Source organism: Haladaptatus sp. AB643 (assembly GCF_024136975.1).
GTDB lineage: Archaea > Halobacteriota > Halobacteria > Halobacteriales > Haladaptataceae > Haladaptatus.
The window spans coordinates 163,945-183,373 of sequence record NZ_JAMYJW010000010.1 but is presented as its reverse complement, the minus strand read 5'-3'; the positions used below and the strand labels follow the sequence as shown (position 1 = coordinate 183,373).

Here is a 19,429-nt window from a genome sequence, read left to right as displayed (position 1 = left end):
GGCCTGCTTGTCGAGCGAGATGAAAAACGAGCAGTTGTCGTCCACGCGCTGGTCGAGTTCCCCGCGCACTTGCTCGATGTCGTCCAGTTCGCGGAGTTTGCCGAGGATGTGACGCATTTCGTCGGCGTTCTCCACCCGCGCCGAGAGGATGAGGATGCGGTCGCCGAGATGCCCCTCGCTCTTCATGCGCTCGATTTCGGCCTCCTCGGGGAGGTATGCGTCGAGGGCGTCCTCCACGCGCTGGTCGTCTTCGGTCGCATAGCAGAATGCACGCAGGTCGATGTAATGAAACGGAACGCTGGCCATGATGGTACGTACGAGTGGGGGAAAGAAAAGTTACGCTTCGTCGTCCGCGTCTTCGTCGGCGTCACCCTCGGCCGCTTCGAGGGAGTCCTCCGGAACGCCGGTCTCCTGTCCGTCCTCGAAGCTAACGGTGTAGGTGGCGTCGCCGAACATGTTCTCGATCACTTGCGTGACCGTCCCCTCGTCGCCGTCGTATTCGCTGTGCTGGTCGTGCAGAATGACCGCGTCGTCTTCCTCAAAGCTCATACCGCCGGATAGCCCATCCGGTCGTAAAAACCGTCCGATTCCGGAGTGTCCCCGACCGAAGGCTTATCTCGCCCGCTCGAATATCGTGGCACATGATTGTACTCTCCGCGCGGTCGGATTCTCCCTCTCGTTCGCCATCCGAGTCACATCGCGGTCAGTCACACGATGACACTCGATGACCTCTGGTTTCTCGCTACCGAGGCGGACCAGCGGGCCGAGCAGGCCTATCATCGGCTGACGGAGCGACACTCGGGGTTTCTGGAGTTCACCCGAACGTACGAGGTCTCCCGGCGGCGATTTCGGACGCTCGCCCGGCGCGTCTCGGACACCGGCGCGCCGTACGGCGCACACACCATCGTCTATCGGTCGTCCGGCGAAATCCTCCTCGTCTGGCACGGAGGGCTGGACACGTGGGTGCTCCCCGGTGGCGGTATTCAGGAAGAAGAGTCCTACCGCGAGACCGCGGAGCGGGAACTCTGCGAGGAGGCGGGCGTGGAGGCGAACTACGAAGGACTCGGTATCGCAACCCGTACCGCGATTCGGTGCGGCGAGTACTCGACGTGGGGTATCCTCCCCGTCTTTCAGGCGTGTGCGAAGACGACGACGCCGACGGTCCGCGACCCGGACGGCGAGATTACGGATGCGAAGTGGTTCGGGAAGTTACCCGAAAATACCCGCGACCGCGAGCAGTTGGTCGCGTGGCAGGAGAACGAGTTCGATTAGTTGCCGTGCGTGACGCCGTCGCGTGAGTCGGCGTCCATCCGCCGAATCGCGCCGCGGGCGTTGCCCGATTCGTAGCCGAAGAACACGTCGTTCGCGTAGGCGTCGGCGACTTCGGTGGCGTGAATGAGGTCGTCGATGTCGATATCGACCGCGTACAGTTCGATACTGAACGGGATGTCGAGGGCGTCGGCGAACCCGCTGGCGATGATTTCGAGCCAGTAGGTCGTCGAGTAGGCCATGTCGTACAGCGGGACGACGAACTCGTCCACGTGTTCCGACAGCGCGTCCAGGTCGAGTCCGGCGCGCTCGTAGAGGTGGCCCGGATACGGGTCGGGATACAGCGTCAGATAGGTTTTGCCGGGGATTCGGTCGGTCGCTTCCGCGACGAACTCCGTGATGACGTCGGCGCGCCACGCATACCAGTCGTCGTGGTCGCTCGCTTCGAACTCCGCCTCGCACTGCTCGCAGTGGCAGTACTCCGCCCGCGGAAAGCCGATGTCGTCCAGTCGCACGTCGGGGTAGGCCTCGGCGGCGTCGGACACCATTTCGAGAAGTCCCTCCCGATAGGCCTCGCGCGTCGGGCAGATGTATCCCCAGTCGAAGTACGGTTGCTCGCGGGTCGCGAGTTCGCCCTCGTCGCTCACCGGCACCAACGAGGGGTCGTTCTCGGCGGCGGTGCTGTCGCCGAAACAGGAGATCATGTTTACGCCCATCTCGACAGGCTCGGTTGCACGCCCCGTCACGTCCTTCATCTCGTAGAATCCCCGCTCGAACTCGGGCCAGTCGAGTTCCTCGGGGTTTCGCGTCACCACGCCGTACATGGTACGCCGTTCGGGTTCCGGTCGGTAATCGGTTTCGAACCCCGTGTCCCTCGCTTCCGCTCCGCCCCGACTTCCCACACCTTCCCCTTTGAACGGCTTTCAAGTTCGCCCCGCAGACCTTCCCCGCCGGGAACATACTACTCTAGTACATGATCCGAACCATACTCGGCGTCGCATGTGCCAGCGTCGGAGCGCTCACGTCCGCCGCACCCGGCGAAAACGGTCCGCTGAACGGACTGGACGGATTGCAGGGAATGGACGACCTGCAGGAAATCTCGTTCGACAAACTTAACATCCTCTCCCTGCTCGCGCAGGCGGGGTACGCCTTCCAGAAGGGCAACGCGAAGCGCGGCGCGCTGTTGCTCGGTGCGGCCACCATCGCGCCGAAGAGCAAGGAGGCGTCGTATCTCGTGCAGGGCGTCGTCACGCTCGACTCCATCCGCAAGCGGCTATCGTAAGCCGACGAGAAACGACCTGTCGTACCGCGAGCAGATGTCGTACGCCAGCAATGGACCCGGACGGACCGCGATGGGAAAAGTAAAGGATTGACTGCACGCATTTTCCGTTATGGACTTCAGTCTCTCCGCAGAGCAGAAACAGATCCGGGACATGGTCGCGGAGTTCGTGGACGAGGAGATCAAGCCTCGCGCCGCGGAAATCGACGAAACCGACGAATTCCCCAGTGACCTCGTCTCGGAGATGGCCGACCTCGGCCTGATGGGAATGCCCTTCCCGGAGGAGTACGGCGGGGCCGGACTCGACTACCACTCCTACGCCATCGGCCTCGAAGAGATCGCACGCGGGAGCGGCGGCCTCGGAACCGTCGTCGCCGCCCACACCAGCCTCGCGGGCAACATGCTCTACGCGTTCGGGAACGAGGAGCAAAAGCAGGAGTTCCTCACCCCGGTCAACGAGGGCACCGACATCGGCGCGTTCGCGCTCTCGGAACCCGGCGCGGGCAGCGACGTTCCGGCGATGGACACCACGGCCGACAAGGACGGCGACGAGTACGTCCTCAACGGCGGCAAGCTTTGGATCTCGAACGGTTCCGTCGCCGACACCGTCACCGTCTTCGCCAAGACGGACGAGGACGCGGGGAACAAGGGCATCTCCTCGTTCGTCGTCCGTCCCGAGGAGGACGACGGCTTCCACGTCGAGGGCACGGAACACAAACTCGGCGACAAGGGCTGTCCGACCGCCGAACTCCGGTTCAGCGACCTCCGGATTCCCGAGGACCGCCTGCTCGGCGAGGAGGGCGACGGGTTCGTCCACGCGCTGAAGACGCTCAACGGCGGGCGCATCACGATTGCGGCACGCAGTATCGGTCTCGCCCGCGCGGCACGGGACGACGCGCTCGAATACGCTCAGCAGCGCGAGCAGTTCGACCAGCCCATCAGCGACTTCCAGACCATCCAGCACAAGTTGGCCGACATGGACACGAAGATTCAGGCCGCGAAGATGCTCATGCACCGCGCCGCCGACCGCAAGATGCGCGGAGAGGACTTCATCAAACACGCCGCACAGGCCAAACTGTTCGCCAGCGAAATCAGCCGTGAAGTCGCCAATGAAGGCATCCAGATTCACGGCGGCTACGGCTACACCACTGACTTCGACGCCGAGCGCTACTACCGCGACGCCAAACTGAACGAAATCTACGAGGGCACCAGCGAAGTCCTGCGGAACACGATTGCGGCGCAGATGTTGGACTGAGGTTCGGATTTTTCCCGTTTGAGTTCTCTCGGACACGTTTTCGATGAAATCCGCTTTTGACGGTACTTTGATTTCCTACGAAACATCAAGCGCCTCCGTTCGTAGTGGACAGGAGTGTTCTCGAGACCTGAAATTCGATAATTCGATGCTCCAATACCCCAACAAATATCTCCCAATAGAATTCAATCAACCGTCATGTCTATGCGTCCAATCGCGAAGGCGGCACTGGTGGCCCTCTCAGTATTCGTTGCCTCGCTTACGTTCGAACAAATCGGTGCGCCGTGGTTCGTGAACGCGCTGTTCGTTGGCCTTTGCCTGCTACTCGTCGCGATTACGTCGAATCGAAACGGCGTCCAAAACTAGCGAACTCGGCACACTCCTACTCGTTCACGGCCACTCTCGAACTTCCTCCAAAACCGATATCGTCCCCTCCGAGTAGGACTCATCGATGACCGTTCCGGCCGCACGTTTGGCCTTCTCGTCGGCGTTCGCCACCGCATAGCTCTCGCCGACGACGCCGAAGGTGGAGACGTCGTTTTCCGAGTCGCCGATGGCAACGAACTCCTCCAAATCGCGTCCGAGCAGTTCGGCGACGGCTTTGATGCCCATACCCTTGCTCACGCCGGAGGATTTGACGTGATAGGCGAAGCCGGTGTCCACGACTTCCTGCCCGTACTCGCTGGCGAGTTCCGAGAGCGGGCCGAGCGGTTGGTCGCGCTGGACGGCGATTTCGGTCTCGCGCCAGCGGTTGGTCAGGTCCACTTCGCCCCACCCCAACTCGTGACCTGCCTCGCGGTACTCCTCGGCGACGCGCCGCGCGGCGTCGCCGTCGCCGTTGCGCGTGATCTCGTCGTTCGCGAGGACGATGCCGCCGTTCTCAGCGATGACGAGTTCCGGAATCTGGAGGAAGTGACAGAGCGAGACGGGGTAGGGAAACGCCTTTCCGGTGGCGATAACGACGGGGGCCTCCCAGTCGGGGAGCAGATCGAAGAATCGCGGGTCGATGGAGTCGTCCGGCCGGGTCATCGTACCGTCGATATCGAGAACGAGCGGTGGAACCATGCCGGGGGGTTCGTCGGTTCCGCACTTAGGTTCGGCGTTCGAGGCTGTTTACCGGCTTACTCGATTACTCGTCCGCGTCCGCGTTCGCGTTCGTAAAAAAGGACGTTCCGATGAGCAGTTCCGCGTTACATCCCGAGCGACGCGACCCACGCGCTCTGCGGGAAGACGCCGAGTGCGGCGAGAATCGCGATGACGAACGTGCCGAAGACGATGCTCGCGGCGGGCGGGTCCATGTGCGTGTCGGCGTGGGAGTAGAACACACGCTGGAACGCCTCGCCGAACAGGCCGCAGATGACGCCGAACACCGCACCCACGACGAGTGCGGTGAGGAGCGGAATCTGCGCCTGAATCGCGGCCGGGGACGCCGTCGTGATGTCCATGCTTGCCGGAGCGAGCGCCAGCGCGGCGGTGCTCGCCGGGAGAGCCATGTGGTGGGTGACGGGCATTCGCTCGACACCGCAGTTCAGGAAGACGAGGCTGGCCGCGCTGATGCCGAAGGCGAGGAACGGGCTCCCTGTCACGTAAGCCGTGTACGCGCCCAGAATCCCGACGACGAGGCCGAGCGTCGCCACGTTCGCCCACTTGTACTGGTGGGGCAACCACGGTTCGACGAGGAAGCGGTTTTCGACCGTTCCACCGTCGGTTTCGGGCGAACCGCCGGCGTCTGATTCCCCGCCGTCCACTGCCGGTTCGCCGATGATGCGACGGTCCTCCGACTCGAACGGGGACATGTTCAGGAGGCCCTTCTTGGCGTTGCCGATGATGCTGTAGCCGAACACGAGTCGGTGGGCCACGGCGGAGAGGACGACGCCCATCGCGATGGGGTCGTAGGGCATGCTGTAAATCGTCGAAAGCTGGACGAACCAGTAACCGAGGATACCGAACAGGCCGCCGACGACGAGCACGTCGGGTTTCGTCCCCTGTGCGAAGGCGATGTTCTTCGCCTCGTGGAAGTCGAAGCCGGTTTCCATGTAGCCGCGTTTCGCGGCGTAGGCGGCCGCTGCCGTCCCCGCCGCGAAACTGATCGCGGGGGAGAACACCGGACCGAACGCGATGGCTCCCGTGATTCCCAGCGCGCCGAGTTCGCCCGCCTTGCCGGGACCGGTCGCGGCGACGTAGCGTCCCACGACGTTCGCTGCCTCCCCGGCGATGACCATGAAGCCGGTGAAGATGAAGGCCGGGAGCGCGCCGACGGCCGCGCCGAACGCGCCGCCCGCGAACGCGGCGATGAGCATCTCGATGGCCCAGAGCGAGGAGAGCTCAGCCATCTACGACCCTCCGTCGTTCGCCCAGTCGAGCGACCGTTCGACCGCGTCCTCCCAGCGACCGTACTTCTCGTCGGCCTCGTCGCTCGACATCGCCACCTCGAACTCGCGATCCACCTGCCAGTTGTTCCGGAGTTCGTCGGCGGTCTCCCAGTAGCCGACGGCCAGTCCGGCGGCGTAGGCCGACCCGAGCGCCGTCGTCTCGTCCACGACTGGTCGGGCGATATCCGTCCCGAGGATGTCGGCCTGTAGCTGGCAGAGGAAGTTGTTCTTCACCGCGCCGCCGTCCACGCGGAGCGTTTCGACCTCGATGCCGCTGTCGGCCTCCATCGCTTCGGCGACGTCGCGGGTCTGGTAGGCGATGGATTCGAGCGTGGCACGGACGACGTGTTCCTTCCGGGTGCCGCGCGTCATGCCGACGAGCGTCCCGCGGGCGCGCTGGTTCCAGTGCGGCGCGCCGAGTCCGGTGAACGCGGGGACCATGTAGACGCCGTCCGTCGAATCGACGCTTCGGGCGAGGTTCTCGGTCTTCCCGGCGTCCTCGATGAGGTCCATGTCGACGAGCCATTCGATGGCCGCGCCGGTGACGAAGATGGAGCCTTCGAGCGCGTACTGGACGGGTTCCCCGGAGCGCTGGAAGCCGACCGTCGTGAGCAGGCCGTGCTCGCTCTCGACGGCTTCGTTACCCGTGTTCAGCAGGAAGAAACTGCCCGTCCCGTAGGTGTTCTTCGCGTCACCAGCGTCGAAGCAGGTCTGACCGAACAGGGCGGCCTGCTGATCGCCGAGTGCACCTGCGACGGGAACCGCCGCACCCAAAAAGCCGTCGGGGTTCGTCGAACCGTAGGTCTCGTCGTCACTCGACGGACGAACCTCGGGTAGCATCGCGCGCGGCACGTCGAACTCCTCGCACAACTCGTCGTCCCAGTCCATCTCGTGGATGTCGAACAGCATCGTCCGCGACGCGTTCGTCACGTCCGTGATGTGCTCGCCCGTCAGGTTGTAGATCAACCACGAGTCGATGGTCCCGAACAGGATTTCGCCGCTTTCAGCCCGATCGCGTAGACTCGCCGGACGAGCGCGCTGGGTCTTGATCGGTTCAGAATTATCGAGCAACCACTCGGCCTTCGTCGCCGCGAAGTACGCGTCCGGTTGCAGTCCCGTCTTCGCCCGGACGTCGTCCGCCTTCCCGTCCGCCTCCAGTTCCTCGATGCGGTCGGTCGTCCGTCGGTCCTGCCAGACGATGGCGTTGTGAACGGGTTTTCCGGTGTCGGCGTCCCACAGTAGCGTCGTTTCGCGCTGGTTCGTCACGCCGATGGCCGCCAACTGCCCGGCGTCGATACCCGCCTCCGTGAGCGCCGATTCGATGACCGACTGCGTGTTCTCCCAGATTTCGAGCGGATCGTGTTCGACCCATCCCGGCTCCGGGTAGATCTGTTCGTGTTTCTCGTAGGCGTTCGCGACCACCGTTCCCGCGTGGTCGAACACCATGAACCGGGTGCCTGTCGTTCCTTGGTCTATCGAGCCGACGTAGGTATCGTTCGTTTCCATTGGATAACCTCCTGTGTCCGATGCCTGAATGACCGTATCCATCGGGTGGCCCAGCCATTTTTACTGGCAATAGGCCATTGGCTGTAAACATCAAACACTTTCATTATAAATGTTGCCCCTTCAAGGAGCGTGTGACTGGGATCAATTTTCGTTGAGCGCCTCGAACACGAGCGTCGGAAACCGCGGTTCGAGCCTGCTCGGTTGCCGTCCGCTCCGGGTCCCGTTCTCGGAGGTTACCCGTTCGAGTACCCCGGCCTCGGCGAGTTCGTAGAGATAGCGCGTGACCGTTCCGGCCGAAAGGTCCGTCTCCGCCGCGATGGTGGTCGCGCTGGTTTCGACCGACACGCGAACGCTCGCGTCGAGTTCGAGCAGTTCGGCGAGGACGTGGCGGCGGTTTTTCGGCAGCGAGAGGACGATACCGAGCGGAACGCCGTCGCGCGGTACCGCGTCCATTCCCGCCGTCAGATGCTCGTCGTGGATTCGGTCCGCGTCCGCCCCGACGGCGAGTGTTACCGCGCCGAACAACGCCGCGAGCGCGTCGTGGGCGTCCCCCTCGGCCCACTCCGCGAGCGTCTTCACCTGCGTGTGATCGAGGACGCCCTGCCGCAACCCGCGTGAGGCCCGTTCCGTGATTATATCCGTGAGTTCGTGAGTACTGTACGCAGGGATTTCGAGCGCATTCGCCGCCTCCCCGCGCGTTCTACCGACCGTCATCACGGCCAGCGAGTCGCCCGTCTCGTCGAAGAGCGACTCCGTCTCCGCGGCGGTGAGCGTTTCGTCCTCGTCGACGTGGTCCACCGCGATGACGACGCCACGGTTCGAGTCCTCCACGGCGGTCGCCAACTTTCGGCGGAGGGTTCCCGTGCCGACACCGCGTTTCGGCACGTGCTCGTCGGTCAACGAATCGAGCACCGATCGATACAGTTTGAACGCCGTGCCCGCCCGCCTGGCGTCGATGTAGACGAAATCGAACCCGCCCTCGCTCTCGGCGCGGGTCGTCGTCAGTATCTGCCCGTTGCCGGAGGACAACCGTTCCGCGAACTGGTCGAACAGTGCGGTGACGATGGCCGATTTTCCGGCACCGGGCGGGCCGTACAGATGCAGGTTCGACGGGAGTTGGCCGTCGAACAGGGGGTCGAGCGCGTCGAGCAGTCGTTCCAAAGTGGATCCTCGCCCGACGGGGTTCGAGATGTGTGTCATCGGGCTGAGGACACCACACTCGACGACGAAATTGGCGACCGGGGGTGTCGCCCGGCGACGCTCGATGCGCTCTCCGATGTCCATTACCGCCGTCTAACCGTTCGAATATAGATAATAGTTGTCTCTCGCCCGTCGCGTTCCGCCGGAATTCGAGCCGCCGGACCGTATTTTATCTATACCACCGCTACTGTCGGTAAACTAAAGTGGATTCCAACGAACCGTCATACATGGCAACTGACGCCGATGTGCTCGTGATTGGGGGTGGCTCCACGGGCACTGGAATCGCCCGAGACCTCGCCATGCGAGGCCTCGACGTGACACTGGTCGAGAAGGGCAACCTCACCCACGGGACCACGGGGCGGATGCACGGTCTGCTCCACAGCGGCGGTCGGTACGCCGTCTCCGACCAAGCCAGCGCCGAGGAGTGTATCGAGGAAAATCGCGTCCTCCGGGACATCGCCAGTCACTGCGTTGAGATGACCGGCGGCCAGTTCGTACAACTGGAGGGCGACGACGACGACTATTTCGAGGAGAAGCTACAGGGCTGTCGCGATTGTGGCATCCCTGCCGAGGAACTGACCGCCAGGGAAGCGCGCGAACAGGAACCCTACCTGACCGGGGACGTGAAACGGTCGATTTCCGTCCCCGACGGGGCCATCGACCCGTTCCGACTCTGCGTGGCCAACGCCGCCGACGCGGAGATGCACGGCGCGCGAATCGAAACGCACGCGGAAGTGACCGACGTGCTGGTCGAGGGAAGCGACGTGACGGGCGTCGAAGTCCGCCATGCGAGCGGGCCGGGCAAACGGAACCATTCCCGTCCCGGAACGACCGAGAAAATCCGCGCCGAGTACGTCGTCAACGCGACGGGCGCGTGGGCCGGACAACTCGGCGAGATGGCGGGCGTGGACGTCGAAGTTCGTCCGTCCAAGGGCGCGATGGTGGTCATGAACTGCCGACAGGTGGACACGGTCATCAACCACTGCCGACCCAAGGGCGACGCCGACATCATCGTCCCGCACGAGACGACGGCGATTCTCGGCACCACGGACGAGGAGGTCGAGGACCCGGAAAACTACCCCGAGGAAGGCTGGGAAGTGGATATGATGATCGACGAGTTATCGAAACTCGTCCCCATTCTCCGCGATTCTCGGACCATCCGGACGTTCTGGGGGGTTCGCCCACTGTACGAACCGCCGGGGACCGGAACGACCGACCCGACCGACATCACCCGCGACTTCTTCCTGTTGGACCACGAGGAGCGCGACGACCTGTCGGGGATGGCGAGCATCGTCGGCGGCAAGTTCACCACCTACCGGATGATGGCCGAGAAGATTTCCGACCACGTCTGTGACCGACTCGGCGTCAGGGCGACCTGCCACACCGCCGACGAACCGCTCCCCGGCAGTCACGATTTTACCCTGCTTCACGACTACATGGAGGAGTTCGGTCTGCGCTCGCCCATCGGCCGCAGAAGCGTCCAGCGACTCGGCAGTCGCGCCGAGGGCGTGCTCGAAAGCTGTGATCCGAACCCGACCATCTGCGAATGCGAGGCCGTCACCCGCGCGGAGATTCACGACGCCATCGAGGGGGCCGGGTCCGACCTGAACTCGGTTCGCATCCGCACCCGGTCCTCGATGGGCAACTGTCAGGGCGGGATTTGCTGTCACCGGATGGCGAACGAACTCCATCCGGAGTACGACGAACCCACATCTCGAAAAGCCCTCGACGAACTGTTTCAGGAGCGCTGGAAGGGCGAGCGCCACGGCCTGTGGGGCGAACAGCTCTCACAGGGGGCGCTGAACTACGCCCTTCACGCGACGACGATGAACCGCGACGAAACTACCGAAGACATCGACTTCGCGGCGTTCGACGGAGGCCAGCGTGGCGATTGAGGACGACGTGGTGGTCATCGGCGGCGGCATCGCCGGGATGAGCGCCGCGCTTTCGGCGGCCCGCGAAGGTGCCCAAGTCAGGCTGCTCTCGCACAAGGAGAGCACGCTCCGGCACGCGAGCGGCCTCGTGGACGTGCTGGGGTACACGGACGCCGACGGACTCGTCCCGAACCCGTTCGACGCGATTTCGGGGCTTCCGGACGAGCATCCCTACCGAATCGTCGGCGAGGACGGCGTCCGCGACGGCCTCGACCTCTTCGATTCGGTGGCCGATTACGAGGGGGCACACACCGACCGAAACGCCCTCGTTCCCACCTTCGGGGGGAAAATCAAACCGACCGCGAGATACCCGCCCGCGACCGCGGCCGGACTCGCCAGCGACGACCGGGACACCCTGCTCGTCGGCTTCGAGACAGTGGTGGACTTCGACGCACCACTGGCCTCCGAGGCTCTCTCGGCCGACGTTCCGTTCGACGTCCACGGCGCGACGGTCGCGTTTCCGGGCGATTTCAGGACCGACGCTCGAATCACGCGGCTCGCCCACGCGCTGGACGAAAACGAGCGAATCGAGGAATCGAGAGACGGCGTGTCCGCATCCCTCCCGATCCGAACCGCGCTCGCCGATGCGGTCGAACCGCACCTCGACGGCGCGGAGCGCGTCGGCTTCCCGGCGTTGCTCGGCGAGGAGCGGACCGAAGAAGTGATCGCCAGCCTCGAATCCGAACTCGACGCGGCCGTGTTCGAGGTGCCGATGGGACCGCCGAGCATTCCGGGTATGCGCCTGGAAACGGCGTTTCACGAGGCTCTCGTCGAGGCAGATGTTCGAACCACGTCCGGAAATCCGGTCGTGGATTTCGAGACGGACGATGACGACGACATCGAAGCCGTCGTCGTGGAGCGAAACGGCGCGGCAATCCCGTTCCACGGCGACCAGTTCGTGCTGGCGACCGGCGGCTTGGTCGGGAAGGGTATCGACTCGACGCGGGAACGCGTCTCCGAACCGATTTTCGACTGCTACATCCCCGCACCGGACGACCGCTACGACTGGTCGGACGAGGAGGCGTTCGGCGACCACGCTTTCCCGCGGTTCGGGGTGGACGTGGACGACGAACTGCGCCCACTCGATTCGGCGGGCGAACCGGAGTTCGGGAACCTCCGCGCGGCCGGCGGGGTTCTCGGCGGCTACGACTTCGCGGCGGAGAAATCGGGCAGCGGCGTCTCGCTTTCGACGGGCGTCGTTGCCGGACGACTTGCGGGCGAACAGGTGAATGTGAATCCATGAGTGAGAAGGAAACGGGCAGCCGAGAGGCGGCCGAACTACGCGACGTGTTTACAGGCGAACCGCTCGACCTCAGACCGGGGTCCGACGACTGCTACAAGTGCTCGACATGCGACACGGAGTGTCCCGTCGCGGAAGTGGACGACGACTTCCCGGGGCCGAAGTTTCAGGGGCCGGAACAGTGGCGACTCAAGCGCAAGGACGACCACGACATCGACGATTCGATCATGTCGTGTTCGAACTGCATGCGCTGTGACAGCGCCTGCCCGTCGAACGTGCCCCTCTCGGGCATGCACAATACCGCGCGCGGCGACTACGTGGACAAGCAGATGTCGAAGTTCTCGCGGGAGTACATCCGCAACCGCATCCTGGCGAACTACGGCCGACTCGCGCCGCTCGGCGCGATGTTCCCCCGGATCACCAACTTCGTGATGGGCCTCGACGTGACGAAGACCGTCTACGAGAAACTGCTCGGCATCGCGGGCGAACGCGAGTTCCCCGCCTTCGCCGAGCAGACGTTCACCAGTTGGTGGGACGAACGAGGTGGTGACGCCGCCTCGAAGCGACGAGCCGAGCGAAATCGGGACGACGGCGAGGACGCCGACAAAAAAGTCGCCTACTTCCACGGCGACTACTCGAACTTCAACACGCCCGAGGTCGCAAAATCGATGATCCGGGTGTTCGAGGAGTTCGGCTACGAGGTCGTCGTGCCCGACCAACGCTGTTCGGGCACGCCGATGTACGCGAACGGGATGCTGGACGATGCCGAGCGTGCGGCGAAGTTCAACATCGAGACGTTCGCCGCGCTGGTCGAGCAGGGGTACGACGTCATCTGTTCGTGTACGTCCTGTTCGATGTCGCTTCGGCAGGAGTATCCGGAACTCTACTCGTTCGACGGCACGGAGAAAGTCTCGTCGAACACCTACGAGGCGCTCGAATACCTCCGTGTCAACGAGGACCTGGACGGCGCGCTCGCGGAGTCGTCGGTTCCGGAGTCCGAGTTCGGAACGCTGTCCTATCACGCGCCGTGTCACGCCAGGAATCAGGGACTCGCCGGACAGGCCGTCGAACTGCTGTCGGCGCTCGACGGCACCGACCCGGTGGACGTTGGCGACTCCTGTTCCGGCATCAGCGGCACGTACGGTTGGAAGGAGGAGAAGTACGACAAGTCCATGAAAATCGGCGAGGAGATGTTCGAGCACATGGAGGACGCCGAGGGCGAAACCGGCATGACCGAGTGTCCGACCTGCGCGATGCAGATGGAACACGGGACGGGCTACGATATTCGCCACCCGCTGGAAGTGCTGGACGCGGCGCTGGTCAGTTGAACTCGCGCTGAATCGTTTCTCCCTTTTCCTCGGCGGTATCCTGCGGACGGCGTTGCATGTGTGCGCGCACGTCGTCGAACAGGGCGTCGGGCGCGTCGTTCGCACGGTAGCGGATCGACTTCCCGCTCGTCAGTTCGAGTCGCACGTACGGCCGTTCGTACTGTATCGAGGAGAGCCACTCGTAACGGATTTCGGTGAAGTCGTTCCTGACGTACGGAATCCGACGTTTCATATCGACGCCGACGCCCTCGTGAAACGTGACCGACTCGTCGCCGACGAGGGCGTGGGTCGTGAAGTATCGCTCGTCCGGTTTCACCCACAGCGACGTACCTGAACTGTAGTTCAGCGTGTAGCAGGTCCCGTGGGGCCGGTCGTTCCGTAGGCCCTCGACGACCTGTTTCGTGTACTCCGCGTGGTCGTCGAGGAGGGTCCAGTACGTCCGGTCTACCTCCTTCGTCCCAGTGTACCACAGGCCGAGTCCGATCAGTGCACCGACGGCCAGACTGGCGAGGGTCGGTTTCGCAACGACGAAGAGGCCCGCGAGGATGACGCCGAGCAAAACCCCGGCGAAGGGTCGCCAGCCGAGCCACCACAGGAACGTGCTCACCTCTCCCACCGTATCCTCGCTCATCGTGACGAGTACACTCCTCACCGCTGAATAGTTTTTTGTACGGACATTCGAGCCAGGATTCGGGACCCTGAACCTTCTTGCCGGTTCCCGTCGTGAACGAAGTAGGGGGTACGATGTCACGACAGCAAACGAGGACCCAGACGAGGCGAGCCTTTCTCACGACGATGGCGGCGGGGACCGTCGCCGCCGCGAGCAGCGGTACCGCCGATGCACAGGGGACGAAGACCATCAAACTCGGCGGCGAAGTCATGGGCTGGCAGGGACAGCAACCGTCCAGCATTTCCGGGAAGAAGAACCCGACGTTGAAGCTCAAGGCCGGACAGAAGTACGAGGTCATCTGGACGAACCTCGACGGCCAGCCGCACAACTTCCAACTGCTGGACTCCTCGGGGAACGTCATCAAAGGGACGGAACAGATGTCCCAGAAGGGAGCGACGCAGTCGCTGACGTTCACCGCCACGCCCGAGATGGTGAAGTACCGCTGTCAAGTACATCCGACGACGATGGTCGGGAAGGTGCAGATTCCGGGCGCGAAAAAGGAAGCGACGAGTTCGAACGCGAACATCCCGGCCGACGCGTACGTCTTCGCCGCCGCGATCATCCTCGCGGTCTTCTCGCCGCTGCTCTTCGCGCTGTTGTTGATGCGGGTCGGGACCGATGATGGGATGCGACCGTCGGGGTAGCCACGCGACTACGAACGGTACTGTTTCACACAGTGTCGCTTCGGAGGAACGCTTTTGTGGAGCGACGGTAGTGTTCAGACATGTTTGACTCCCTCTACCACGAAATCGAGATAATCGAGCGGACCCATCGGGTTCTCCTTCTCGTGGGGGAACATGGTCCGATAGGGATTCGACGGCTATCGCGGACCGCCGAACGGGAACACCACGAGATTCGTGCGTCCCTTCGGCTTCTGGAGGAGGAGGGATACATCGAATCGACGCCGGACGGCGCGGTCACGACCGCCGATGCCGGGAATTATCTGATCGAGGTGGACGACGACATCGACGCCGTGACGGATAGCCTCGATTCACTACCTACCCTCTCGAAGGAAGTTACTCACGCGGAACGCTGACGTTTCGCAACTCGGAACCGCAGTCCGGGCATTCGCCCGGGTGCCGGAGCGCGCTCACGCGGTTACCACACTGTTCACATTCGTATGTCGCGGTCATCGAGCGTCCTATGCCATGCAGTAAGTTAACGTTTGTCCCACTCAGTAGTCGAGGTCGTCGGTGGTGTAATCGAGCAGGAGGACGGCACCCCCACCCACGAGCGCGGCGACGATCGCAGCGCCGAGTACCGTCGGCGTCCACGCGAACGACGACGACGAGAACGTCTTTTCGACGGGGTAGCGAAGCGCCCCGACCATCAGGCTGACGAGGAACGTCAGCGTCGCCGCCCGGTAGTGTTCGAGCGCCCACGACACGATTCGGGAAATAGTCAACAACCCGACGAGCGCACCGACCATGAACGTCACCACGACCGCGCCGGGCGTGACGACGGACGCGATCGATCCGCCGTCGAGGAGGCCGACGAGCGCGTCCTTGAACCCGTGCAGGCTCTCGGAGAGGTAGTTGTACTGCCCGAGGAGCATGAGGATGAGCGCCCCGGAGACGCCGGGGAGGATCATCGCGCTGATGGCGACCATCCCGGTCACGAAGACGAACGGAAGCGGCGTCGCGCCGGTCGCCGATTCGGTCGCACCGGCGATGAGGAACGCGATGGCGAAGCCCGCGATTGCGGCACCGACTTGCCCCGGCGTGTTTATCGACACCTCGCTGTAGAGGACGATGGCCGACGCGGCGATGAGGCCGAAGAAGAAGCCGTAGAGGATCACGGGATGATGCTTGCTTCCCCATGTGACGGCACCCGTCACCGCCACGACCGCCGTTGCGATTCCCGCACCCAGTGCGAGGAGAAACGGGAGATCCATCTCCGAAAGCATCCCGCGGACGGCCGCGCGCTCGTCCGGGTCGTACGCTCGAAGGATGCTCGGCACGATTCGTGGATCGAAGGACGCGACGGCGGAGATGAGCCGTTCGTAGATTCCCGTGATGAGGGCGATCGTTCCGCCGGAGACGCCGGGGACCGCGTCGGCGGACCCCATGCAGACTCCTTTCAGGTAGATAGTCAGCAGGCCACGCATTGCCCCGGGGTTTCCGGTCGAATCAAAAAACGATTCCCATCCGCGCTCGACGCTACCGGACTCGCGTTCGTCTCCAGTCACGGCGGTGTCTACGGCAGGCACTGATATGAGGATGTGGGCTGGAACGTGTGAGCCGAGAGACAAGGGAAAACGACGGGAAATCGAACGGGAAACCGAACGAAAATCGAGACGAACGAAAAACGCGAAATCCGATTCAGTCCCGACGCGAGACGACCATCGCGGCCGCGAAGGTGCCGACGAGACCGGCGCGCGTCGATGGTGCCGCGGGACTCGGGAGCGAACTGCTGTTGGTCGAACTGTTAGTCGAGTTGTTCGCGCCGACCGAACCGTTTCCGGCCGAGGAGTTGCCGCCCGTCGCGTTGCTCGGTGCGGAACCGGCCGAAGAGTTGTTGCTGGACGAGTTGTTCGCGCCCTCGACCGGAACCGTCTGCTGGTTCGTGACCGACACCGTCACCGGCGAGTTATCCTCGCCGATGACCTTGCCCTCCGAGACCTGCGCGGTCGCGTTCTTGAACGTGACCCCGCCGTCACCGAGCGTTTTCGGCGTCGAGAACTCGTACGGACCGTTGGCACGAACGCTGGTGTTCGTGTACCCCTCGTCCGTTCCCCACTTGTCGTAGCCGGTCGTGGAGTACGGGAGCGTCATGGTGAACTTCCCGTTCGCGTCCGTCGTCGCCTTCTGGGTGTAGGTGAACGTGCCGCCGGTGGCGGATTTCATCTGCACCGACGCGGTGATTTCGGTGTTCGCCGGACCGGTTCCCTGCACCGTCGCGCCGGGAACGCGCTCGTACGTCTTCACCCACGAGGGTGACGTGCGGAAGTAATCCTGAACGGAGACGTTAGCCTGTTGCAGGAGTTGTGCCCGCTGTGCGAACACCTGGTAGTGCGTCGATCCGTAGCGCAGCGCGGTGGATTGGCTCTCGTGGACGACACGGTAGTGCTGAAGCGCCGGGATGTCCTCGCTCGCATATGGTCCGATACCGCCTATCTGCGAGGAGCCGTCCTGTTTGACGTACTGACGGGCTTCCTTCATCGTGTCGAACTTCTTCACCTGCGGATTGATCTTGTACGTCTGACCCTGGTACGTGGTCAGATCCCAGTCCAACACGACGGGTTGCGCATCGACGGAACTCCCGTCGTACTTGTACAGGCGAACCATCGTGCTGTTGTAGTACGCCTGCTTGTGTTGGGTGATGTAACTGCTGTTGGTGTAGATGTAGTCGACAAAGTCACTCGACGAGACGTTGTCGTCGAAGACGGTCGGCGCGAAGAACTTGACGTTCCCACTCTGTCCCTTCGTCTCGACCATCTTCCAATCGACCATCACGTAGCGGGTCTGTTCGTTCGAATCGCCCATGTTGTCGAGGATGGCGTTGGCCTGTGACTCGTTCTGGGCGAGCAGATAGTTCGCAGCGGTGGTCGCACCTTCCTGGAACGGATTGGCGTCCGGAATCCGTTCCCCGTTGGTGGTGATCCAGTGGCCGTAGTCCCACCACGACATGACGCCGTACGACCCGTTCGGATAGTCGTAGTCGCCGTCACCTTGCGTGTACGTGCCGTAATAGGCCATCGAGCTGTTGTTTCCGGCACCGTAGTTGCCTTCCTGTGGCGTGTTGCCCTGCATCCACTGCAGGCTGCCTTCCCACTGCGTGATCGCACCGGGTCCGGTGTTGTTACCGACCGTCTGTGCCGTGTAGGTCTGTGACCCCCCGACCGACATCGGCATGACGAGTCCGGGGACGACCAGCAGGAAGACGAAACAGATGGCAAGCACTTGATACAGCTCGGCGTTTCGGATCGTTTGGCCGGTCGATTTTCCGAAGCCGACGAGGCCGAGCACCCACCCGAAGAGGTAGGCGTTCAACACCGCGACCGGAACCGCGAGGTAGTAGTTGAAGCGCACCTGCGTGAACGCGGCGGCGAGGATGAAAGCCGACCACACGAGCACGAGCATCTTTTCGGCGTCGTTCTCGTTCGACGACACCGACCGCCACACCATCACCAACGCGCCGATGATGGCCGTGAAGAACATCAAACCGTACTGGGGGACGACCGCCGACGTCAGCGAGTCGCCGCTACTCAGGAACGGTTTCGCCTCACCGATGGTGCGCTGTGCCGCGCCCGCGTTGAACCCGACGAAGCGAACGAGGTTGGTCTGAATCAGGTTGAATAGGTGCGGAAGAACGACTGAGACGACGAGGGCACCGACGGCGATAATACCGAAGATCGCCAGCGGGTAGCCCGCGGTCATGAGGTTCCGGTCGTCCCATTCGCGCGCCAACCACGTCATGAATCCCGCGCCGATGGCGATAGCGAACGCCATGAACGGTTGGAGCAGGGAGAACTTCGTCGCGCTGAACGCAATCGTTCCGAGCGGGACGAGCAAGAGGAACCCGGCCACACCCATGCTGATCGAGGCGACGAATGCGAGGTGGTCGGGACTGACACCACGCACGTAGTCCGCCGTCAGTTTCAGCAGGAAGAAGACGCCGATGATACCGATGAGGAGGACGCCCGGCGGCCACACCCAGAGATACATCGCGGTTGCAATCCCCGCGAGGATGCTGTAGCCGAGCGGTCGGCGTACCGACGCGAAATCACGGTCCAAGAGGAGTTCGTAGACGGGCCGTTCCCGTTCCGCGGCCGAAATCGCGATCATCATCGCCAGCACGGCGAACGTCTGGAAGAACGGTTCGACGATGTTGTGGTCCGAGAATCCGACCAAACCACGGTTCAAGAAGACTCCCGGAATGAGCGCCAACACGAGAACGCCGAAGAGGCCGCCCAGTCGGCCGCCCAGTCGCTTCCCAATGAGATACGTCGGGACGGCGACGAGCGTGCCGAAGACCGCTGGCGCGACGAGGAGCGTCAGTGCAACCGTGTGGTGGGACGGGTCCCCCAGCCCAATGATCAGCGCCGCCGTGGCGACGAGTTGGTCGTAAAACGTTCCGAACTGACCGACGCTCGTCCCGAACGGATAGTACGTCCAGGGATCGAACGGCATCGTCGCGGGCCAATGATTGACTGTATACTGTACTTGTCTGAGATGATACCACGCGTCGTTACCGGAGAGGTACACCTTCCCATTGATAAGGAAGTTGTCGTACGATTGGAGGCGTACCCACAACATGAATCCCAGTAACAGTACGAGTACAGGGATGTGGTACCAGTGTTCGATATAGTCGAGGACTGAAGTAGCCGACGTGGAGGTGTCCTCGACCTGTTCGGTGCCTTGGCTCATCTGGTGGAGA

At 63.2% G+C, this 19,429-nt stretch carries 20 protein-coding genes; 9 read left to right on the top strand and 11 right to left on the bottom strand.

Translation table 11 applies throughout. From position 1 onward, the window contains the following. Window positions 1-306 (bottom strand): RNA-binding protein (locus NKF25_RS18520; RefSeq protein ID WP_253228122.1); only part of this gene is annotated, 306 nt, incomplete at its 3' end. A 30-nt stretch (window positions 307-336) separates the two neighbouring features. Next, the gene (locus NKF25_RS18515; RefSeq protein WP_066143095.1) at window positions 337-549 is read right to left on the bottom strand and encodes a hypothetical protein; all 213 of its coding nucleotides are present in this window, start codon (window positions 547-549) and stop codon (window positions 337-339) included. Window positions 550-714: 165 nt separating this feature from the next. On the opposite strand from NKF25_RS18515, the gene NKF25_RS18510 reads away from it, so the two are divergent. After that, window positions 715-1,272, top strand: a complete 558-nt coding sequence (locus NKF25_RS18510; protein ID WP_253228121.1) for an NUDIX domain-containing protein — start codon at window positions 715-717, stop codon at window positions 1,270-1,272. Here the strand turns inward: NKF25_RS18510 and NKF25_RS18505 are convergent. Further along, complete coding sequence (locus NKF25_RS18505; RefSeq protein ID WP_253228130.1) at window positions 1,269-2,093, bottom strand: hypothetical protein; 825 nt, start codon at window positions 2,091-2,093, stop codon at window positions 1,269-1,271. The genes NKF25_RS18510 and NKF25_RS18505 overlap by 4 nt on opposite strands. A 149-nt stretch (window positions 2,094-2,242) precedes the next feature. Here NKF25_RS18505 and NKF25_RS18500 point away from each other — a divergent pair, with 149 nt between their 5' ends. From NKF25_RS18500 to NKF25_RS18490, 3 genes are all read left to right on the top strand, one after another. After that, window positions 2,243-2,551, top strand: coding sequence for a hypothetical protein (locus NKF25_RS18500; protein WP_253228120.1), 309 nt, complete (start codon window positions 2,243-2,245; stop codon window positions 2,549-2,551). Between the two features lie 109 nt (window positions 2,552-2,660). After that, a complete protein-coding gene (locus NKF25_RS18495; protein ID WP_253228119.1) occupies window positions 2,661-3,803 on the top strand; it encodes an acyl-CoA dehydrogenase in 1,143 nt (380 codons plus the stop codon). A gap of 195 nt (window positions 3,804-3,998) precedes the next feature. Next, the gene (locus tag NKF25_RS18490; RefSeq protein WP_253228118.1) at window positions 3,999-4,166 is read left to right on the top strand and encodes a hypothetical protein; all 168 of its coding nucleotides are present in this window, start codon (window positions 3,999-4,001) and stop codon (window positions 4,164-4,166) included. A gap of 24 nt (window positions 4,167-4,190) precedes the next feature. On the opposite strand, the gene NKF25_RS18485 is transcribed toward NKF25_RS18490, so the two are convergent. The 4 genes from NKF25_RS18485 to NKF25_RS18470 all read right to left on the bottom strand — a co-directional run bounded on the left by NKF25_RS18485 (window position 4,191) and on the right by NKF25_RS18470 (window position 8,962). Beyond that, a complete protein-coding gene (locus tag NKF25_RS18485; protein ID WP_253228117.1) occupies window positions 4,191-4,865 on the bottom strand; it encodes a phosphoglycolate phosphatase in 675 nt (224 codons plus the stop codon). 125 nt (window positions 4,866-4,990) lie between these two features. Continuing rightward, the gene (locus NKF25_RS18480; RefSeq protein WP_253228116.1) at window positions 4,991-6,133 is read right to left on the bottom strand and encodes a hypothetical protein; all 1,143 of its coding nucleotides are present in this window, start codon (window positions 6,131-6,133) and stop codon (window positions 4,991-4,993) included. Continuing rightward, a complete protein-coding gene (glpK, locus tag NKF25_RS18475; RefSeq protein ID WP_253228115.1) occupies window positions 6,134-7,678 on the bottom strand; it encodes a glycerol kinase GlpK in 1,545 nt (514 codons plus the stop codon). Window positions 7,679-7,819: 141 nt separating this feature from the next. After that, window positions 7,820-8,962: an AAA family ATPase gene (locus tag NKF25_RS18470; protein WP_253228114.1), complete on the bottom strand. Its 1,143-nt coding sequence runs from the start codon at window positions 8,960-8,962 to the stop codon at window positions 7,820-7,822. Window positions 8,963-9,105: 143 nt separating this feature from the next. Here NKF25_RS18470 and glpA point away from each other — a divergent pair, with 143 nt between their 5' ends. The 3 genes from glpA to NKF25_RS18455 are packed head-to-tail and all read left to right on the top strand — an operon-like array spanning window position 9,106 to window position 13,380. Continuing rightward, window positions 9,106-10,773, top strand: a complete 1,668-nt coding sequence (gene glpA / locus NKF25_RS18465) for an anaerobic glycerol-3-phosphate dehydrogenase subunit GlpA (RefSeq protein ID WP_253228113.1) — start codon at window positions 9,106-9,108, stop codon at window positions 10,771-10,773. Beyond that, window positions 10,763-12,055, top strand: coding sequence for a glycerol-3-phosphate dehydrogenase subunit GlpB (gene glpB, locus NKF25_RS18460; RefSeq protein ID WP_253228112.1), 1,293 nt, complete (start codon window positions 10,763-10,765; stop codon window positions 12,053-12,055). Before glpA ends, glpB begins: the two co-directional genes overlap by 11 nt. Next, complete coding sequence (locus NKF25_RS18455; protein WP_253228111.1) at window positions 12,052-13,380, top strand: anaerobic glycerol-3-phosphate dehydrogenase subunit C; 1,329 nt, start codon at window positions 12,052-12,054, stop codon at window positions 13,378-13,380. Before glpB ends, NKF25_RS18455 begins: the two co-directional genes overlap by 4 nt. Here NKF25_RS18455 and NKF25_RS18450 read toward each other — a convergent pair. Continuing rightward, window positions 13,373-14,011, bottom strand: coding sequence for a hypothetical protein (locus tag NKF25_RS18450; protein ID WP_253228110.1), 639 nt, complete (start codon window positions 14,009-14,011; stop codon window positions 13,373-13,375). The genes NKF25_RS18455 and NKF25_RS18450 overlap by 8 nt on opposite strands. Before the next feature lie 113 nt (window positions 14,012-14,124). Here NKF25_RS18450 and NKF25_RS18445 point away from each other — a divergent pair, with 113 nt between their 5' ends. Continuing rightward, window positions 14,125-14,694, top strand: a complete 570-nt coding sequence (locus NKF25_RS18445) for a plastocyanin/azurin family copper-binding protein (RefSeq protein ID WP_253228109.1) — start codon at window positions 14,125-14,127, stop codon at window positions 14,692-14,694. An 80-nt stretch (window positions 14,695-14,774) separates the two neighbouring features. Then, window positions 14,775-15,086 carry a hypothetical protein gene (locus NKF25_RS18440; protein ID WP_253228108.1) on the top strand — a complete coding sequence of 104 codons (312 nt, stop codon included), beginning with the start codon at window positions 14,775-14,777 and terminating at the stop codon, window positions 15,084-15,086. On the opposite strand, the gene NKF25_RS18435 is transcribed toward NKF25_RS18440, so the two are convergent. The 3 genes from NKF25_RS18435 to NKF25_RS18425 all read right to left on the bottom strand — a co-directional run bounded on the left by NKF25_RS18435 (window position 15,067) and on the right by NKF25_RS18425 (window position 19,419). Next, window positions 15,067-15,183, bottom strand: a complete 117-nt coding sequence (locus tag NKF25_RS18435; RefSeq protein ID WP_253228107.1) for a rubrerythrin-like domain-containing protein — start codon at window positions 15,181-15,183, stop codon at window positions 15,067-15,069. The genes NKF25_RS18440 and NKF25_RS18435 overlap by 20 nt on opposite strands. A 41-nt stretch (window positions 15,184-15,224) precedes the next feature. Continuing rightward, window positions 15,225-16,157, bottom strand: a complete 933-nt coding sequence (locus NKF25_RS18430) for a DUF368 domain-containing protein (protein WP_253228129.1) — start codon at window positions 16,155-16,157, stop codon at window positions 15,225-15,227. Between the two features lie 214 nt (window positions 16,158-16,371). Continuing rightward, complete coding sequence (locus NKF25_RS18425; protein WP_253228106.1) at window positions 16,372-19,419, bottom strand: oligosaccharyl transferase, archaeosortase A system-associated; 3,048 nt, start codon at window positions 19,417-19,419, stop codon at window positions 16,372-16,374. Window positions 19,420-19,429: the final 10 nt, after the last annotated feature.

What these genes read in the sequence shown, in the direction of transcription:
- NKF25_RS18515 (WP_066143095.1), bottom strand. Translation starts at nt 549, where the DNA reads ATGAGCTTTGAGGAAGACGACGCGGTCATTCTGCACGACCAGCACAGC.
- NKF25_RS18510 (WP_253228121.1), top strand. Translation starts at nt 715, where the DNA reads ATGACACTCGATGACCTCTGGTTTCTCGCTACCGAGGCGGACCAGCGG.
- NKF25_RS18505 (WP_253228130.1), bottom strand. Translation starts at nt 2,093, where the DNA reads ATGTACGGCGTGGTGACGCGAAACCCCGAGGAACTCGACTGGCCCGAG.
- NKF25_RS18500 (WP_253228120.1), top strand. Translation starts at nt 2,243, where the DNA reads ATGATCCGAACCATACTCGGCGTCGCATGTGCCAGCGTCGGAGCGCTC.
- NKF25_RS18495 (WP_253228119.1), top strand. Translation starts at nt 2,661, where the DNA reads ATGGACTTCAGTCTCTCCGCAGAGCAGAAACAGATCCGGGACATGGTC.
- NKF25_RS18490 (WP_253228118.1), top strand. Translation starts at nt 3,999, where the DNA reads ATGTCTATGCGTCCAATCGCGAAGGCGGCACTGGTGGCCCTCTCAGTA.
- NKF25_RS18485 (WP_253228117.1), bottom strand. Translation starts at nt 4,865, where the DNA reads ATGGTTCCACCGCTCGTTCTCGATATCGACGGTACGATGACCCGGCCG.
- NKF25_RS18480 (WP_253228116.1), bottom strand. Translation starts at nt 6,133, where the DNA reads ATGGCTGAGCTCTCCTCGCTCTGGGCCATCGAGATGCTCATCGCCGCG.
- glpK (WP_253228115.1), bottom strand. Translation starts at nt 7,678, where the DNA reads ATGGAAACGAACGATACCTACGTCGGCTCGATAGACCAAGGAACGACA.
- NKF25_RS18470 (WP_253228114.1), bottom strand. Translation starts at nt 8,962, where the DNA reads ATGGACATCGGAGAGCGCATCGAGCGTCGCCGGGCGACACCCCCGGTC.
- glpA (WP_253228113.1), top strand. Translation starts at nt 9,106, where the DNA reads ATGGCAACTGACGCCGATGTGCTCGTGATTGGGGGTGGCTCCACGGGC.
- NKF25_RS18455 (WP_253228111.1), top strand. Translation starts at nt 12,052, where the DNA reads ATGAGTGAGAAGGAAACGGGCAGCCGAGAGGCGGCCGAACTACGCGAC.
- NKF25_RS18450 (WP_253228110.1), bottom strand. Translation starts at nt 14,011, where the DNA reads ATGAGCGAGGATACGGTGGGAGAGGTGAGCACGTTCCTGTGGTGGCTC.
- NKF25_RS18445 (WP_253228109.1), top strand. Translation starts at nt 14,125, where the DNA reads ATGTCACGACAGCAAACGAGGACCCAGACGAGGCGAGCCTTTCTCACG.
- NKF25_RS18440 (WP_253228108.1), top strand. Translation starts at nt 14,775, where the DNA reads ATGTTTGACTCCCTCTACCACGAAATCGAGATAATCGAGCGGACCCAT.
- NKF25_RS18435 (WP_253228107.1), bottom strand. Translation starts at nt 15,183, where the DNA reads ATGACCGCGACATACGAATGTGAACAGTGTGGTAACCGCGTGAGCGCG.
- NKF25_RS18430 (WP_253228129.1), bottom strand. Translation starts at nt 16,157, where the DNA reads ATGCGTGGCCTGCTGACTATCTACCTGAAAGGAGTCTGCATGGGGTCC.
- NKF25_RS18425 (WP_253228106.1), bottom strand. Translation starts at nt 19,419, where the DNA reads ATGAGCCAAGGCACCGAACAGGTCGAGGACACCTCCACGTCGGCTACT.